The 16,758-nt window shown below is 43.5% G+C and carries 17 protein-coding genes; 15 read left to right on the top strand and 2 right to left on the bottom strand.

Annotation, left to right across the window (positions count from 1 at the left end; translation table 11 throughout):
- Positions 1-183 precede the first annotated feature (183 nt).
- The 5 genes from BM124_RS00715 (at position 184) to BM124_RS00730 (ending at position 6,063) form a co-directional block, all read left to right on the top strand.
- Entirely contained in the window at positions 184-1,200 is a 1,017-nt protein-coding gene (locus BM124_RS00715) for an IS701 family transposase (RefSeq protein WP_170840892.1), read from the top strand.
- Between the two features lie 353 nt (positions 1,201-1,553).
- Positions 1,554-1,760, top strand: a complete 207-nt coding sequence (locus tag BM124_RS18475) for a hypothetical protein (RefSeq protein ID WP_139217041.1) — start codon at positions 1,554-1,556, stop codon at positions 1,758-1,760.
- A 62-nt stretch (positions 1,761-1,822) separates the two neighbouring features.
- The gene (locus tag BM124_RS00720) at positions 1,823-3,205 is read left to right on the top strand and encodes a glycosyltransferase (RefSeq protein ID WP_093334732.1); all 1,383 of its coding nucleotides are present in this window, start codon (positions 1,823-1,825) and stop codon (positions 3,203-3,205) included.
- 2 nt (positions 3,206-3,207) lie between these two features.
- Entirely contained in the window at positions 3,208-5,265 is a 2,058-nt protein-coding gene (locus BM124_RS00725) for a peptidase domain-containing ABC transporter (protein WP_093334733.1), read from the top strand.
- Positions 5,266-5,790: 525 nt separating this feature from the next.
- Positions 5,791-6,063: a transposase gene (locus BM124_RS00730; RefSeq protein WP_139217042.1), complete on the top strand. Its 273-nt coding sequence runs from the start codon at positions 5,791-5,793 to the stop codon at positions 6,061-6,063.
- 83 nt (positions 6,064-6,146) lie between these two features.
- Here the strand turns inward: BM124_RS00730 and BM124_RS19120 are convergent, their stop codons facing one another.
- On the bottom strand, positions 6,147-6,389 hold the full coding sequence (locus BM124_RS19120) for a hypothetical protein (protein ID WP_093334735.1): 243 nt from the start codon (positions 6,387-6,389) through the stop codon (positions 6,147-6,149).
- 365 nt (positions 6,390-6,754) lie between these two features.
- Here BM124_RS19120 and BM124_RS00740 point away from each other — a divergent pair, with 365 nt between their 5' ends.
- From BM124_RS00740 to BM124_RS00785, 10 genes are all read left to right on the top strand, one after another.
- Positions 6,755-7,408: a transposase gene (locus BM124_RS00740; RefSeq protein ID WP_280139704.1), complete on the top strand. Its 654-nt coding sequence runs from the start codon at positions 6,755-6,757 to the stop codon at positions 7,406-7,408.
- 210 nt (positions 7,409-7,618) lie between these two features.
- Complete coding sequence (locus tag BM124_RS00745) at positions 7,619-8,137, top strand: transposase (protein ID WP_212634921.1); 519 nt, start codon at positions 7,619-7,621, stop codon at positions 8,135-8,137.
- A 684-nt stretch (positions 8,138-8,821) separates the two neighbouring features.
- A complete protein-coding gene (locus tag BM124_RS00750) occupies positions 8,822-9,541 on the top strand; it encodes a Na-translocating system protein MpsC family protein (protein WP_093334738.1) in 720 nt (239 codons plus the stop codon).
- Between the two features lie 73 nt (positions 9,542-9,614).
- Positions 9,615-9,845: a hypothetical protein gene (locus tag BM124_RS00755; protein WP_170840894.1), complete on the top strand. Its 231-nt coding sequence runs from the start codon at positions 9,615-9,617 to the stop codon at positions 9,843-9,845.
- A 144-nt stretch (positions 9,846-9,989) separates the two neighbouring features.
- Positions 9,990-10,592 (top strand): hypothetical protein, encoded by a 603-nt coding sequence (locus BM124_RS00760; protein ID WP_093334740.1) that lies wholly within the window; start codon positions 9,990-9,992, stop codon positions 10,590-10,592.
- 320 nt (positions 10,593-10,912) lie between these two features.
- A complete protein-coding gene (locus tag BM124_RS19125; protein ID WP_212634922.1) occupies positions 10,913-11,491 on the top strand; it encodes a hypothetical protein in 579 nt (192 codons plus the stop codon).
- A gap of 166 nt (positions 11,492-11,657) precedes the next feature.
- Positions 11,658-12,275: a DUF3889 domain-containing protein gene (locus BM124_RS00770; protein ID WP_244504182.1), complete on the top strand. Its 618-nt coding sequence runs from the start codon at positions 11,658-11,660 to the stop codon at positions 12,273-12,275.
- A gap of 488 nt (positions 12,276-12,763) precedes the next feature.
- The gene (locus tag BM124_RS00775; protein ID WP_093334741.1) at positions 12,764-14,539 is read left to right on the top strand and encodes an SLC13 family permease; all 1,776 of its coding nucleotides are present in this window, start codon (positions 12,764-12,766) and stop codon (positions 14,537-14,539) included.
- A gap of 72 nt (positions 14,540-14,611) precedes the next feature.
- Positions 14,612-14,929: a helix-turn-helix domain-containing protein gene (locus tag BM124_RS00780; protein ID WP_170840895.1), complete on the top strand. Its 318-nt coding sequence runs from the start codon at positions 14,612-14,614 to the stop codon at positions 14,927-14,929.
- Entirely contained in the window at positions 14,895-15,875 is a 981-nt protein-coding gene (locus BM124_RS00785) for an NUDIX domain-containing protein (RefSeq protein WP_212634923.1), read from the top strand. The genes BM124_RS00780 and BM124_RS00785 overlap by 35 nt, the downstream gene beginning before the upstream one ends.
- Before the next feature lie 9 nt (positions 15,876-15,884).
- Here the strand turns inward: BM124_RS00785 and BM124_RS00790 are convergent, their stop codons facing one another.
- Entirely contained in the window at positions 15,885-16,673 is a 789-nt protein-coding gene (locus BM124_RS00790) for a carbon-nitrogen family hydrolase (RefSeq protein ID WP_093334743.1), read from the bottom strand.
- Positions 16,674-16,758 lie beyond the last annotated feature (85 nt).

A 16,758-nucleotide genomic window follows, 5' to 3' on the forward strand; every position in this document is an offset into this window, starting at 1 on the left:
TAATGTTTTTATCAAATATCATGTTGTTTCATCTTAATTACTAATAATATCAAGATATAATAACTCTAAAGTCGCATAATACATAGAAAAAAATTCCATACGTGTTCATGAAAAGACAGAACCTCCAAATCTGTTCATGCGATGGATGCGCCAACAAACACGCACACAGAGGGGTTCTGTCGTATGTTTACTGTAGCACAGTCATCATCTATCGACAATTTCTTAAATCATGTGAATGTGTCTCTCCATGTACCAAAACCGGCATACCGGCATTTTTCCCACCTCCTGCAGGGGATGATTCAAGAGCGGCGGAATGGAAGTATGACGGTACTACGGAACAGCAGTTTCTGGCACCGCCACCTCACATCTGTAACGCGATTTTTTCAATATGGGCAGTGGAACGATCAGGGCGTACAGCGAAAGCTGCAGAGGTCTATCTATCAACAGGTTCAGCAGATGTCCTCTTCCGAGGATCCCTTGATAGTTATTATCGATGACAGCATCTGTCCGAAAACCAAGCCTTCGTCACAGGCTTTGGAACCGACAGAAGGAGCTTCCTATCCCTTTGATCACAAACAGGGAAAACCTATTTACGCTCATCAGTGGGTAACGACGATGATAGGAGCCCGCGGCTCCTTTCTACCCTTTGCCATGACGCCTTATGTAAAAGAAGAGTATTCGAAACTTGATATGGCCCAGCACCATATGGATCAAATACCGGACGGCACGCGGGACGTCTATGTCCTGACAGACAGCTGGTATGCTGCCACATCCCTGATGGCCTACATTCAAGAACGTGGATGGCATTTCATCGGAGGTCTGAAAAGCAACCGTGTTCTGCTGAATGACCGCGTTTCTCAACCCGTCAGGGAGTGGGCCCAACAAAAGGAAGACCAAACATCCTGCATCGTCACCGTAGGAGACGCTTCCTACTACGTTCATCGCTATGACGGAGCACTGAAAGGCGGGCTAAAGGGAACGGTGCTGGCGTGCCGGCCTACGAACACAGCAGCCAGCGAATCATCGGTTCGCTATTTCTTCTGTACAGATTCCAGCTTAACCGCCCAAAAGATCCTGCATTTCTACGCTGAACGCTGGAACATCGAAACCTTTTTTCAGGAAACGAAGGACAAACTTCATATGGGGGATTACAGGCTGCGATCCCTTTTTGCTATCAAGCGTTACATGCTAATGCTTTAACTTGCCTACACGTTCATCATGCAGCATTAGCAGCAAGGATTCACTACAGGATATTCGCCGTTCTCTCCTGTTCTATGTTTATCAGAAAGTCCAAAAGGACGTGTCCCTGCAGTCTCTTGAAAAAGAGTTGATGATTGCTTGAGGAGATATGCAAGCTTCAAAGTAAAATATTCATTCTATTGGATATTCCTGTCACTGATTATGCGACTTTAGAGACGAAACCTTATTCAGACAATAACGCTTTTTATCACAGGTTCAGATAATTATATGATGTTTTATTTTTATGAATTTGTGGTAAATATTTTAACATAGATAATTTTCTATTAAAATTGAATTTGTTAGGAGGTTTATTAGTGAGTAAATCCAAAGCGCTACTGAAGGAATTGAAGGAGGACGTTGATCTACAAGATATTAATGGCGGAAGCTGTACATGGTATGATGTTTATTCTGAAACAATGAATGCTATGTATTCTTGTCATATGGGACGCTTATGTGGAGAGTCTGATAATTCAGGTTCGAGTGGTGGTAGAGGTCACCCGTGCGCATCTATTTCTGGTTAATAAAGTAGGCAAGTAAGGCTATTTATTATAGCCTTACTTGCCTCATTCAAGGAGGTATTGGTTTGAACGATGCAAGGGCCGTTTGGTATAATCAGTCTTTCCTGTCACAGCTACGAACAACGCTGTATAAAAAATTAGGTGATTTCGATGAGTTGGGACTAATTGATTATCGTTTGCATATGCTTTCTAAGATTACAATCACCCCAGATTTTTGGGAGGAAATCGTAGATGTCAATGACTATTCTGTTTCAATCTACGACTCTTTAGAAGAAGTAAAAAAATCATTGAAGGTGCACCTTTGCACAAAAGACGAATTTACTACAGCGATTGTGCTAACATATAACGAAGACCGATGCATTAGAAGATGTATACATAGTCTTCGTGATGAAGTTGATGAGATTATCGTTATCGACACTGGTTCAACAGATGAGACATTATCAATAATTGGTCAATTAAATGAAGGACATATTAAAGTATTACAAACTACTTGGGAAGAAGATTTTTCTAAATTAAGAAATCTTGGTATCGATGAATCGAACGATGGCTGGCTTTTTTTTATTGATGCTGATGAGTGGTTAAATTCTAACGAGAAATACTTGTTAAAAGAATTTTTGAGTTTATTTTCAACCTTTCCACTAAAATATCAATTGACACTATCCCCGCTCATTAAAGACAAAAATGAGGGTGATATTATGGGAGTAAAACGTATTTTCCATAAAAGAAGTGAAATACGTTTTTATGGAAAGGTGCATGAAGAACCAAGAAGACACGGTGATGCCACACTGCAATCACAAGAAAATATTAACTTAAGACTCCCTATTTATCATGATGGCTATATGCCAGATATCTTAGAGGAAAAAAATAAAGCAGAGCGTAACCTCCGGCTGTTGTTCAAAATGCGGGAGATTGAATCTTATAATCCGAGATGGTTGTATTTTCTTATAAGAGAAGGCATGGATACGGTCTCATCTACGTACATAGAAACATTGTTCGATCAAGCATTTAACTATAGCAATGAAGAAAATTATAAAAGTCAGAAAAACTATACTATTCCACTCATGCGTTTGCTCTTACGTTATAGGTTCAAGCAACAAAAATATGATATAGTTCAAGATGTTGCAAATCGTCTTAAGGGTTACCAACCTAAAGATAGTGATGCTGTTTTCTACTCGACTGTCGCTTATATATTTAAAATGAAAACAGAATTAAAAACTATGCTTGACGAGGTTATAAGTTTCCGAGAAAATCAACTTGATTTAGAATACGACGAGTTGCATTCGGAGGAACTTCGTATTGATACCGTAATCGCAATGCTTTTATTTGAGTGTGGAATGTATGAACAAGCAAATAAGTACTTTCAATTTTTGAAAGACGAGGGATTGCTTCCGTCCATAATAAATATGTATAAAAAAGCTTTAATGGACGTGGAGTATTTCAGAGGTTAAAAATGAGACGCGTACCTTACATTGAACAGATGACCCATAGTGAATGTGGTTTAGCTTGTATTGCAATGATTCTTGGGTTCTATAAACATCATACAACACTTGCAGAACTGCGTACCGACTATTATGCTTCAAAAAACGGCTTATCATTTTTGGAAATTAAACACATTGCTGAAGATTTTAACTTGATCTCAAAAATATATGAAATTGATGGTTCGGTTTCCATGTTGGACGATAAAGCTTTGTTTCCTTGTATTCTGCATTGGGATATTAATCATTTTGTGGTACTGGAAAAAATAAAGAAAAGAACAGCTATCATTTTAGACCCGGTTATTGGCAGACGTAAAATAACGATAGAAGAGCTTGATAAGTATGCTAGCGGATACATGATGACCTTTGAAGGTGGAGAACAACTGCCAAGAAAAAAGAAGGTTGGTTATTTTAATTTTTTATTTTCCTTCGTGGCTCGATATAAGCTCTTATTTTCACTTCTTTTAATTTCGTCAATAGTTTTCACTGGCATTACACTCTTTGTACCGCTTGTGACCAGGTGGGCAACCGATCGTATTCTAGTTCCTCGATCTAGTAGGCTTTTGCCTATTTTAGGAATATTTGTAATGTCGCTGGCAACGACCCGTTTTCTGTTATCTGTTATTAGAGGCTATATTGTGACGAGATTTCAAAAGCATCTTGACAAAGCACTAATGACTCATTTCATAGAGCATCTTTTGAAATTGCCGTATTCTTTTTTTGAAGACCGATCTAAGGGAGATCTTCTATATCGGGCCAACTCCAATGTCCAAATACGTGACATACTGTCTGAAAGAATTGTCAGCACAATTGTTGATGGACTTTTAATTGTTGGATTGATGATTGGGATGCTTCTGCAGTCTGGACTGCTAGGTACCATTGTTATCACATGTAGCATTCTAATTTTATTGACTCTATTTTTAACAACAAATATTACGAGACAGTTTACAAATCAACAAGTATCAACGCAGACAGAAACTCAAAGCGTTTTATCGGAACAGTTTAATTCAATGACCGATATAAAAGGACTAGGCTTAGAAGTATTAGCCTATGAAGAATGGAAGCAAGTATTTAACAAGCAGATTCATGTGTTTGAAAAGACAGGGCGGTGGACTACGTGGCTAAATGCCTTTTCTTCTACAATTCAGTTTATCATGCCTTTGTTGATACTTTGGATAGGTAGTTATCAAGTCATAAAAGGTTCTATTACTTTCGGGACAGTCTTAGCAACCGCCTCCATGGCTAGCATATACTTAATGCCTATCGTTTCAGTTAGTAGCGGTTATATGCAAATTATCTTCCTTAGTTCTATTTTACAACGTTTATATGATGTGCTCGCGCAAACACCCTCGGAAAAGAAAACTAAACCTTCAACCGGAAGCGACGTTATTAAGTTTGATAAAGTCTCGTTTTCTTATGGAAGGATGAGCGAACCAGTTCTTAAAAATATTAATCTGACAATTCGAGAAGGCCAAAAAGTAGTTATCGTCGGAGCCTCGGGATCAGGTAAAAGCACACTAGTAAAACTAATAACTGGATTATATCAACCCAGAGATGGTGAATTATATTTAAGCTCAGAGTCAATCGGCGCTGTTCTTCAAGAGTCGAAACTTTTTAACCGCAGTATTTTAGATAATATAACTATCGGTTTCAGTGATTATCATATGGAAGATGTAATGCACGCTGCGAAAATTGCTTGCATTCATCAAGAAATCAGTGCACTACCTATGAAATATCAGACTATAATTGCTGAAAATGGTAATAATCTATCAGGAGGGCAGCGCCAACGCATTATTCTCGCTCGAATAATATTCCGAAAACCTAAAGTTCTTATACTGGATGAAGCAACCAGCGCATTAAACGAGCAATTAGAGCGAAAAGTTTCGTATCATCTTAAGCGACACTTTCCCACGCAGATCATCATATCTCACCAAGAAACTTGGATCAATCAATCGGATTATCTATATAAAATGAAAGAAGGAACTTTACATCAAAAAAACGCTTATACTCAGTCGCAATTAAACAACCATTAATAACTCTGACGTTGTATAGTTCATAGAAAAATTTCCATACATGATTATAAAAAGACAGAACCTCCAAATCTGCTCATGCGATGGATGAGCTGACAAATATGTACATAGAGGGATTCTACCGTAAGTCTATTATAGCACAGTCATCGTCTATCGAAAATTTTAGGCCAAATAAATGTATCTCTTCATGCACCAAAGCCGGATACCGGCATCTTTCTCATTTCCTGAAGGGTACGATTCAAGAGCGGCGGAATGGAAGTATGACCGTGTAACGGAACAGCACCGGCATCTCACATCCCTGACGCGATTTTTTCAATATGGGCAGTGGAAAGAACAGAGTGTGCAGCGAAATCTGCAGACATCTATCTATCAACAAGTAAAACAGATATCCTCTTCCGAGGGTCCTTTGAGAGTATCTGTCATAAAACCAAGCCTTCGTAACAGGCTATGGAACCGACAGAAGGAGCTTCGTAGCCCATTGATCACAAACAAGGAAAACCTATATACGCTCATCAACGGGGAACGACGATGATGGGAGCCCGAGGCTTCTTTCTACCGTTTGCCATGACACCTTATGTGAAAGAAGAGTATTCGAAACTCGGTGTTGCTGAGCATCATATGGATCAAATACCGACCAGTATGCGAGACGTCTATGTCCTGACAGACAGCTGGTATGCTGCCACGTCCTTGATTCACAATGTGCTGCAACGCGGATGGCATTTCATTGGAGGTCTGAAAAGCAACCGTGTTCTGCTGAATGGCTGTATTCCTCAACCCGTCAGGGATTGGGCAAATCAATAGGAAGACCAATCATTTTGCATCGTCACCGTAGGAGACACTGCCTATCGCTTTCATCGCTATGACGGGACATTGAAAGGCGGACTTCAGGGAACGGTGCTTGCCTGCCGGCCTAATAATACAGCAGCCAGCGAATCATCGGTTCGTTTTTTCTTTTGCTCAGACACGAGCTTAATTGTAACTGCTAGATTAGGGCTAACAAGGAAAGGCACCGTTCCCTCCTGTTCTATATTTATCAAAAAGCCCAAAAGGGCGTGTCCCTGCAGTCTCTTGAAAAAGAGATGATGATTGCTTAAGGAGGTATGCAAGCTCCAAAGTAAAATATTCATTCTAATGGATATTCCTATTATCGATTATGCAGCTATAGAGCTCTTTATTTATATTTATGAAATTTTTACAAACTCATTTACACGTATTACTCAAGCTGAATTGCGTATGAGATAAGATAACTCGAGTAAAAAAGCAATTACGAGTGGGAATATGTATCTCACGCAATTTTAGTTTAATAATGAACGTGAATATCCAATATTCGCTAATTTAGTTAAAGCTTGAATCCGTGATAATAACTTTCGACATGCCCTTCAAAATCTTGATAAAATAGGGGTAAGATCCTATTCATCTTATTGGATGAATGCACCCGGAAGGTGAAAACATGAAACGTCGATTTGGTATCCAATGAACGGATGATTATATTATATCTGCCAGCGGACTTCTTTTGATAGGGGAACTCCTTCAATCCTTGAACTTACATAAACGTCTCCATTTCTTATCCATGCCCGGTTTAACATCATCCGCAGCCATTTCCCATGGCGATGTCGTATACAGCTATCTCGGCCTTCTCTCTCAAGGGAAAAATGATTTTGACTGGATGGAAGAATCCCGCTGTGATGTCTTTTTCCAACAATCCCTTGGTCTTCAAGGAGTCGCGTCTTCCCCGACACTGTGGCAGCGTTTCAATCAACTGGCTCAGCATCCGGAAACCCTCCCGTTGATATGGGAGGAAAACACCCGGCAACGGTCGTCTTCGCTTACTCCGACAGTTGTATCAACCGATACAACACAGAAGGCGGACGATCTGTCTCTTCTTCCTCTTGATGTAGACCATTCTCCGTTTGATAACAGCGGAACCAAAAAAGAAGGCGTTCGTTTCACGTATAAAAAGATCGAAGGTTATAATCCTGCTTTTGCTTACTTAGGGGAAGAAGGACACCTGGTCTATGCTCAGCTGCATGAAGGGAACGAACATGTGCAGAAAAGCATGCCGGAGGTTCTTTCTTCAACAGGCCTTGACTTCCGCCAAAGAAATTACTTCGGAACGACTTTGTGTCCGCATGGATGGAGGAAATGATGCCCAAGAAAATTTGGAGCTGTGTGACGACCATGGTGCTGACTTTATTATCAAACGGAACCCGCGCCTAGAATCACCGGAAGCATGGCTGGCTCATGCTGAACAACATGGAACAGCTTCAAATCCCCGAGAAGGAAAGACGATCGATACCGGCTGCATTTCGGTTTCCGGTGTCTGGAAGAGCGTCCAGTCTATCAAGTCTACCGTCTCGTGGTACGAACTATCATGAAAGACGGGCAGATCAACATGTTCCCGGACATAGAGTTCCAGGGTTTTTGGACATCCCTGGATCTGCCGGCCGAAACCATTATCCATCTCTACAAGCAGCACGGGACCTGCGAGCAATTTCACAGCGAACTGAAATCTGATATGGATGTAGAAAGGTTCCCCTCGGGAACGTTCGCAACGAATGCGCTTGTGCTGGCTCTTGGATCCCTGACCTATAATCTGCTTCGTTCCATTGGACAGGATGTATTAAGCGGTAATGATCTTCCTGAATCGAAAAGCGTTTTCCGCCAGCGGTTAAAGACGGTTATCCAGCACATGATTTGTTTGCATCACACGTGGTTCAGCATGCACGTGAACAACGTCTTTCCCTATTTCGCGGCTACCCCTGGAAAGCCTTTTTTGTCCGTTTATTCCATCGGTATGCCTCCGCATAAAAAGACAACGTGCCCTCTTTTGCTTCAGCCTGTCCTATCGATTAGCGAACCTATAGAAACCCTGTAGGTTTCTTTGTGTTGCTGCAAGAGCACCCTTTTCTAAAGAGAAGAAAACGAAGGCAGGAGTGGAAGGCGGCGACATTTGAAGGTTCATCGGCTAAAAGCGGTCACGTCCTATGACCAACGCCGATGCTGGAACCTCCTGTTCGTCGAAGCAGCAGCCGAAGATCCTATCAAACAAAGGCTCCCACGACGGGAGTCAGATCGGTGTTGGCACAGGACGTGCCGAACTTAACCGATCTTCCTCTACAGGATATAGCTGAGGCGCTGCCCGCGGCAAAGAAGACACGGTGAGCCCAGGCGAACCGATGTCGCTCTTGTACTCCGGAGTAAAAACGTCCGCCTGCAGTGGATGCCTATTTATCTTCAACGTATACCTGAAATAAAAAACGAATTGTAGATATAGAACGGAACCTCACTCAAACAATAACCCTCTTTATCACGGATTCAGGTAAAGGGGATCCTGTTTAATATTTCCTGATAACAGGTGCTGGGATGCTTACCATTTAATCTGTAGGTGCTGTTTATGTGAGTAAAAAAGTTTTGAATCATAATAATCGGGATAATACATGTTTCAGTTGAATTCCATAGAAGATGAATCTTATTACTTTAACATTCCATTTGTAACCTTTATAATAAAACATAGGAGAGAGAAAATAACGTCTCTGTCTACATAAAAGGATTGGTTGTCATGGAAAAGAACTCGATTCAGGCTGAAATTGCCAGTTACACGGGGAAACTGCTCCGCGACAATTTCGGCAAGGGACCTTCTTCGGTCTACGTTTCAATAAAACGTCCGTTTATCACCATTTATCTGAGGGATTTTCTAGCCCCGATGGAAAGGGTGTTAATCAATCAGAATAAAACTATGAAAGTGGAAGAAACAAGAGATCTTCTGATGCAGGAGCTGCTTCCCGATATTAAGGCTACGCTGAAAGTGAGCGGTGGGCTCGATATTAAAGAAATGTATTACGACTGGTCGCTTCATAATAAAACCGGGATGCTCGTCGGTGAAATGGTAAATGAAGACGGCGAAAATGACGTTCTTCTTGAGAATTACGAAAAGAAAGAAGCGGTTCATGAACAAATCGGGCAGGTAAGCATGCAGGCGGAGAAGTGTCCGGAAGCGGTTGATTCCTGTCTTTTAAATGACAAAACCCTTATTATCACCAGGGTCGGTATCCTTGTAAAAATTGAAAAGGAATTGATCCGCAGAGGTTTTGAAGAGCAGCTGAAGCTTTCCAAACGACAGTTGGAAAAAAGGCTGCTGCATGTCAGTGAATTTGAAAAAGTCCTGGGCAGCAAAGTCAATGATATCTTTGTCGACTGGGATTTCAATATAGATAAAAGCTATATTATCATTATTTTACAACCAAATCAGCCATACGGTGGAAATGAGTTGGACCAATAGAGCCAAACATAAGCCGAAGAGGAGACATGACTCCTTTTCGGCTTTTTTTAATTTTCAGGCGTTCATCAAACGTTTGTTTACATCGCAGCAGAAAGGATGGAATCATTTGAAGTATCTGATTGATCACAACACACAGTTAATCCATAAAACAGCCTATGCAGGAGACGTTTGCGGCTTTAATGAAACGCCGCTTGAACAACGGGAGGTTTCCCAGGACACGTATTATGTGGATACATTGATAAAAACGAAAAATTATGCTGTCTGTGAATACTGTTATCACAGCACTTCATTTGTATTGGAATAAATGAAAAAATTTCTGCATCGAAAATGCAGAAGTTTTTAATTAAATCTTTATTCTTATCCGTGTTTATGGATATAATATATTAAAAGGCATATTCTATTATGGAAATACATTCCATGATGCAAGGCAGAGAAAGGAGTTTTACGTTTGTCATTGGAAGAAAAGCAGAAACTGCGCGGCATTGTTCAGCATGCTATAGATAATCAGCAGTTTGACCGCGCGGAGCAGGCGGTACATCATTTACGGCAGTTATCTGCTCTTGAATCTTTTATTCAGGAAGCACCGGCTTCAGAGAATAATTCCCGTTCAAACGAGAAGAGGGAAGAAAATACTGGTGCGGTGGAAAGCACGGAGGAAAAAAAGATACCGGAGAAGTCTGCCGGCGAAGGTATTACCATCTATTACATACAGGATGAGAATCTGATAAAGTTCAGAAAATCCCCGCAGACCTATTCTGTTGATATGGAGTTTTTGAAAGTATTTCTGGACAAACTGGAAGAGTGGAGAGAGAGGGAACCATTCAGTTCAAAAGACTTTTTCGATCAATATGCAGAAACTTTGAAAGCATATGCCACGTACCAAACATCCACACTGCGCCAGTTTGTAACACTCCTCTTCCGTGCAGCCTTTCACCTTGGAATACTTGAAAAACCCGCTTCTTCGCAGCGAAGCAGATACATCACTTCTTCGACGGTCGGCAGGGACGACATCATAGAGAGAGTTGTGAACGAAAAAACTATCGAATTATAACTCGTTATGAATGTAGAGCCTGGCTTCACACCAGGCTCTTTTTGAAAAATATGTTGATTTCCCGCCGAAAATCAACATATTTCCCGGGAAATATTCGATATTTGACTGTATTCTACATGAAAATGTTCTGGTTTATCTGAAAAAATAATCTCCCCATTCTTGAAAAAGGTTTTGAGGAAGAGAAAGAAGGGTATCTGTGTATCGGTAAAGTCGACGGTTACATTTTCCTTCAAACAATAAAAGATGATATACGCCTGTTAAATACATTTACTTTAGGTCTGATTGCGGATATAATGTCAATTGTTGGAATCATATGAAAAATGAATGATACCGTTCTGAAAGTTCATGTAAAGAAGGGAATACGAGTCATGCTTCATCATTTAATCACTTCCAAAACAAGACTTCGTCTGCTGCTGAAATTTTTTCTGAATCCAGGCACGGAAGGATATCTCCGTAGTATAACCAGAGAGTTCGGAGATTCGACAAATGCTGTCCGGGTGGAGCTGAACCGCTTTGTGGGTCAGAATATGCTTACTTACCGGATGGAAAAAAATCTGAAAATATACCGGGCGAATCGCGGACATGAGGCATATGATGATATATGTGAACTGGTGCAGCGTTATATGAACTGGTGTGAGCTGGCGCGAACCCTTCATTCGTCTGATGCAGCCAATGTATTCGTCAAGGAAGAAGCCACGGACTCCCACCTTTTTCACTATGTTGTGGAAGATGAACAAGCCGGTATTCAGGACGATCAAGTGATATATACAAATTCAGGCGTGATCCGGGTACACAGAAGAACGACCGAAGAAATATTGGAAATGTCCGAAACGGTGAAGCCTTTTTTTTATATAGGACGTGTGGAAAGCAAAAACAGCTGCGCAGCGGTCGAAAAATAATCCGGACATTGGAAACTGTCTTCTTTTTGTACAGAAAGAAGTTTATATATGGCACGCTCCCGATGGTCATAAAAGACTGCCGGGAGCTTTTTTTGAATCCGAACGTTCCCCGCTGGGCGGTTGGTGCATAGGATAGAACCGAACGGCAAGTTGAACAGGAGGGAACATGATGTATTATTATCCGTACGTGCCGCCTGTTATGGCACCTGTGTCTTACTCCATGCCCCGTACTTTTTCCGCGGAAGCCAGACAGCAGACTGTTCAGGGGCAGGCGACATGGACGCAGGGAGGCCCTGTAACAAAATGCGGTATGCCCTGGTCGGCCTATCAGTACATGACAGCGGCTGTAGGAGAATCTTCTCCTTACTCATGCGGGCAGAATCTGAAAATCAGATATCCCGTTACTGGAAGAGAGATGATTGTTACGATTGTCGATCAGGTTGCTGGTTACCCGCCGAACCGCCTCAACCTGCAGAAAAGAGTGTTTGAAGCACTTGGCGCCGATCCTGCAGCAGGGGTTATCCCCATTGAAATCACGCCTTCACCGGAACTCGAAGAGGAAAGATGGGGAAGATATCTGCTGGAAATAACACAGAATGCCTATCCCAATTACAACGTGACGAACTATCAGGCGCTTGGGACATCCGAGGTAAATGAAAATCAAACGCGGGCTTCTTATGAATTCACCCTGCAATCGCCGCAGGAGACGAGAAAAATACAGGCCTCCGTCACCTATAATCCCGAAACCGACCGCGTTGTTTCATTTGATATTCAGGAAATGTAAAATATCAGGGGAGCTGTATCAAAAGGTACAGTTCCTTTTTTTGAAAAGTAAATGCAGCAATGGTAAGGATACGTCTGCAGTGCAGCTTCAATATGTCAGAGGCAAGCTTTTGCCTGTCATCCATCAAGCCGTGGTTAGACATTCCAATCACTGGGTTGTAAGTGGACACTACACTGCTGAGTTTAGGAATTGGTGTCCGCTGACAGCAATCAATGGACACTATCTTGCGGGTTACATGGGCTTAGTGTCCACTAACACTACCTCCGTGGACACTACGTATGCTGCCCGGCGATATAGTGTCAACGGAGCCTATGCGCCCAGGAAAAGCTGCAGCGCAAATTTATTTCTTTTCGTAGACTTTTGATACAACTTCTTTCTATCCCCAATCATTAAATCAATAATTCCGATAAGAAAACTTATATTTATTGCCGGCTCGATATGGTTGCTATATAATGATAGTAGAGGATGATACATAAGGAAGGTTTCATATGACGATAGAAATCGCGGTCGTATTAATTGGAATAACCGGCATGCTGTCCGGGCTCTTTTTGGAAATAGCCCGGCCTGATCTGCTCGTATTTTTTACGCTGTTCGTCTTTTTGATGCTTGGATTTGTGACACCGGACGAAGCGCTCGCCGGTTTTTCCAATCAGGGCATGATGACGGTGGCCCTTCTCTTTGTTGTGGCTGGGGTTTTTGAAAAAAGCGGCCTGATTGAAAGGCTGATGTCTTCTTTTCTGGCAGATACGAAAACAGAACGCGGCGCGATGGGGAAACTGCTTTTCCCCGTATCGGCGTTTTCCGCCTTTTTCAACAACACACCCATTGTTGCAACGTTAACTCCGGTCGTCCGCCGCTGGACATCAAGACGCGATATTTCTCCTTCCAAGTACCTGCTACCGCTTTCTTATGCTTCTATACTGGGTGGTACGGTCACATTAATCGGTACGTCTACCAATCTTGTGGTTCACGGCCTGTTGATCGATGCGGGAGAAAAAGGGTTTTCCTTTTTTCAGCTTGCCTGGGTCGGTGTACCGATCACCATCGCCGGCCTGTGTTACCTGCTCTTGTTCGGCAGAAAGCTGCTTCCGGATCACCGCAGTATGATTCAACGTGTCAATGAAAGCACGAAAGATTATTTAAGTGAGATGAAAGTGACTCCGGAATTCCAGTATTCCGGCCGGACCGTGGAAGAAGCACAGCTTCGGAACTTGAAAGGCGTTTATCTTATTGAGATTATCCGCGGAAAGGAACGGATATCTCCGGTGAGCAGCCAGACAGTCATTCAGACGGGGGACCGGCTGATTTTTACCGGTATGATTTCAACGATTGCCGAACTCCAGAAGCGAAAAGGGCTGATCGTCAATACGGGAACCGACCTTTCGCTTGAAAACATAAAAAATGGGGACAGACGTCTCGTGGAAGCTGTTGTTTCCCATCAGTCACCTTTGACACAGCAGTCGATCAAACAGGGCCGTTTCCGCCAAACGTATGATGCGGCGGTGGTGGCGGTGCACCGTAACGACGAGCGGGTGGAAGGGAAAATCGGTGATATTGTGCCAAAGGCGGGAGATCTGCTGCTGCTTGTGAGCGGACCGGAGTTTCATAATCGGATGCGGGAGAGAAAGGATCTCTATATTACGACCCCGCTTGAGAAGCAAAAGTTTTATGAAGATGAATCTCAGGGCTGGATGACGCTGATTATGCTCATGGCACTGATCAGCTGTGTTATGATTGGATGGTTGACCATCTTTAAAGCGATGGTCATTATGGTCGGCGCGTTATTCGTTCTTAGAATCACGTCACCATCTGAAGCAAAAGAAGCCGTTCAGTTCCAGGTGCTGCTCTTGATCGCCAGTGCTCTTGGCATCGGAAATGTGATTACAGAAACAGGTACGGCGGAATGGGCGGCGGACCTTCTGATCCATGCGCTGCAGCCGTTTGGTATTCTGGCTGTTCTCATCAGTATATATTTCATGACGAATATTTTCACTGAGCTGATTACCAATAATGCCGCAGCAGTCATTATGTTCCCGATTGCCTATGAAATCAGCGGCGAAATCGGTATGGAGCCGGTGGGTATGGCTGTTCTTACGGCGGTGGCGGCCTCTGCCAGTTTTCTATCGCCGATCGGGTATCAGACCAACCTCATCGTATTCGGTCCGGGTGGTTATTCCTTTGCTGATTATGCGCGTGTCGGCTTTCCACTGACGCTCCTATGCATGATCATAACGGTCAGCGTCGTGTATACAATGTACACATGAAAAGGTTTCACATAAAAACTTGGTGTTTTGTGTGGAATCTTGTATCATAGTAGTAAAAGGATGTTTGCATGCATGATTGGGGTCCGCATACGCCGAGAGCGGCATGAACAGGCATTAACTATTGCAGAACTTGCAGAAAAATCAGGGATGATGGAACATACGCTGAGGGATATAGAAGAAGGAGAGCGGCACTCCCCAACGCGTTCTGAAATGGAGAGCGTCGCAGCAGCGCTCCAGGTACCGGTATCTTCGATTGATCCAGTGCAGGAAGATCTCGAAGCAGAGTGGCTCGAGCTGGTGAAGACCGCGATGAATTCAGATATAACAAAAGAGGAATTCAGACAGTTTATTCTGAATGAAAAAAAGAAACGGCAGAGAAAAGAAAAATAACAAAAAGAGCCGGCGGCTGAAGCTGGCTTTTTTCATAGGGTGGTGGATCCATTACACGATGAAACGCATCAGCGATGAAAGCATCAGACAGGCTTTGACGCAGACGACGCGGCAGTATCTGGCAGGTGATTTGAAAAAACCCCAGACGGTGCCGCATTTTCAGGAAGGTACAGTCGAGGTTGGAATAACGTCTTATGACACCCCGGAATCCGAGGCTCCGCACTACCATACCCAAGCTGTGGAGTACATGTACCTGATGCACGGAATGACACAGTACATAGATTTGAAAACAGATGAGGAATACACCTTTTATGCGGGAGACTTTTTCCAGATTACGCCGGGTACTGTGTATGCCCAGCGTTCCAGGCCGGGAACCGAACTGCTTTTTATTAAAACACCACCCGGCAATGATAAAGTCGAGGTGGAAGAGCCGGACGCGGTATTCACGTGGAGGCAGGCTTCTGTTGAAACGACACGCACCGATTACTTCAATGACCCTGAAGCGCCGCATCCAAACTCCGTCAAACCCGCCGCAGCTGCGGCAATCGTCAATGAAAAGGAGGAAATCCTGCTTGTGAAACGCCGCGATAATGAAAAATGGGCGATGCCGGGCGGTACGATGGAAGAAGGAGAGGACCTTGCGGCTTGTGTGAAGCGGGAAGTCAGGGAGGAAACCGGATTTGAGATCGAAGTGACCGGCTTCATCGGCACGTACACCGACCCGGGAACTGTCATTGCTTACTCCGACGGTGAAGTACGGCGGGAGTTTTTGATATTATACGAAGCCCGTATCACAGGGGGGCAGGTGCAGCTGGACGCAGAATCCAGCGATTATGTATGGGTGTCTCTTTTTGATGCAGCCACGCTTCCGATGACGGTTTCGCAGAAACAACGGGTGGAAGATGTGAAGTCGTTCCGGCAGCACGGCATCCCTGCGTTCCACTAGGTAGCTGTATCATGGATAAAATTCCGGACGCCGGCTCTCGAAAATCGGCACCCGGCTCCGGATTTCGGAGACTTGATCCGGTTGGATGGTACGGTGGACTGACTGTTCATGATACCGGTGTCCTTCCCCCAGCACATGTCCCCATGGATTGATAATCATCGACGTTCCGGCAAAATCAGTGCCGTTATAACTGCCGGTGCGGTTGCATGAAACAATGTAACATTGATTCTCGATGGCTCTGGCGATCTGCAGATGATACCAGTGATCTCTTCTGGCATCCGGCCATTCCGCAACAACAAATATAACCTGTGCCCCCTGTAGAGCAAGATCACGTAAAAGCTCTGGAAAGCGAAGATCATAACAAATGATAACGCCCATTTTGATGCCGTCCAGCTCAAAAATCCTACACTTATGACGCCCGCCGGTTAAATAAGCCGGTTCATCCAGCATCGGTACCAGGTGAAGTTTGTCGTACTGATAAATAAGTTCTCCATGGTTGTTGATGACAAGGGCCCGGTTGAATATGTCCCCGTTTTCCTTCCAGGCGATGGAACCGCCGATAAGGTGTATGTGGTGAGTGGCAGCAAGCTTCTGCAGAAAAGGAATCGTTTCACTTCCCGGCTGATCTGCGGTAAAGGGAAGGTCCGGCAGGGTATAAGCGGTCGTCCACATTTCAGGAAGAACGATGACATCCGGCCTTGTACTATCTGCCTCCTGCCGCACCGCCTCTGCCACATTGGCACGGTTAGCTGCCGGATCACCCGGCACTATATCCATTTGAAGGGAAGAAACAAGCATATGGCAACCTCCGAATTTCACTTATATTCGTATCATTATATGCGGAAACAATCAGTTCGCCCGCAATCGACAAAAAATCGCTCGT

This window comes from Salibacterium halotolerans (assembly GCF_900115625.1).
Classification (GTDB): domain Bacteria; phylum Bacillota; class Bacilli; order Bacillales; family Marinococcaceae; genus Salibacterium; species Salibacterium halotolerans.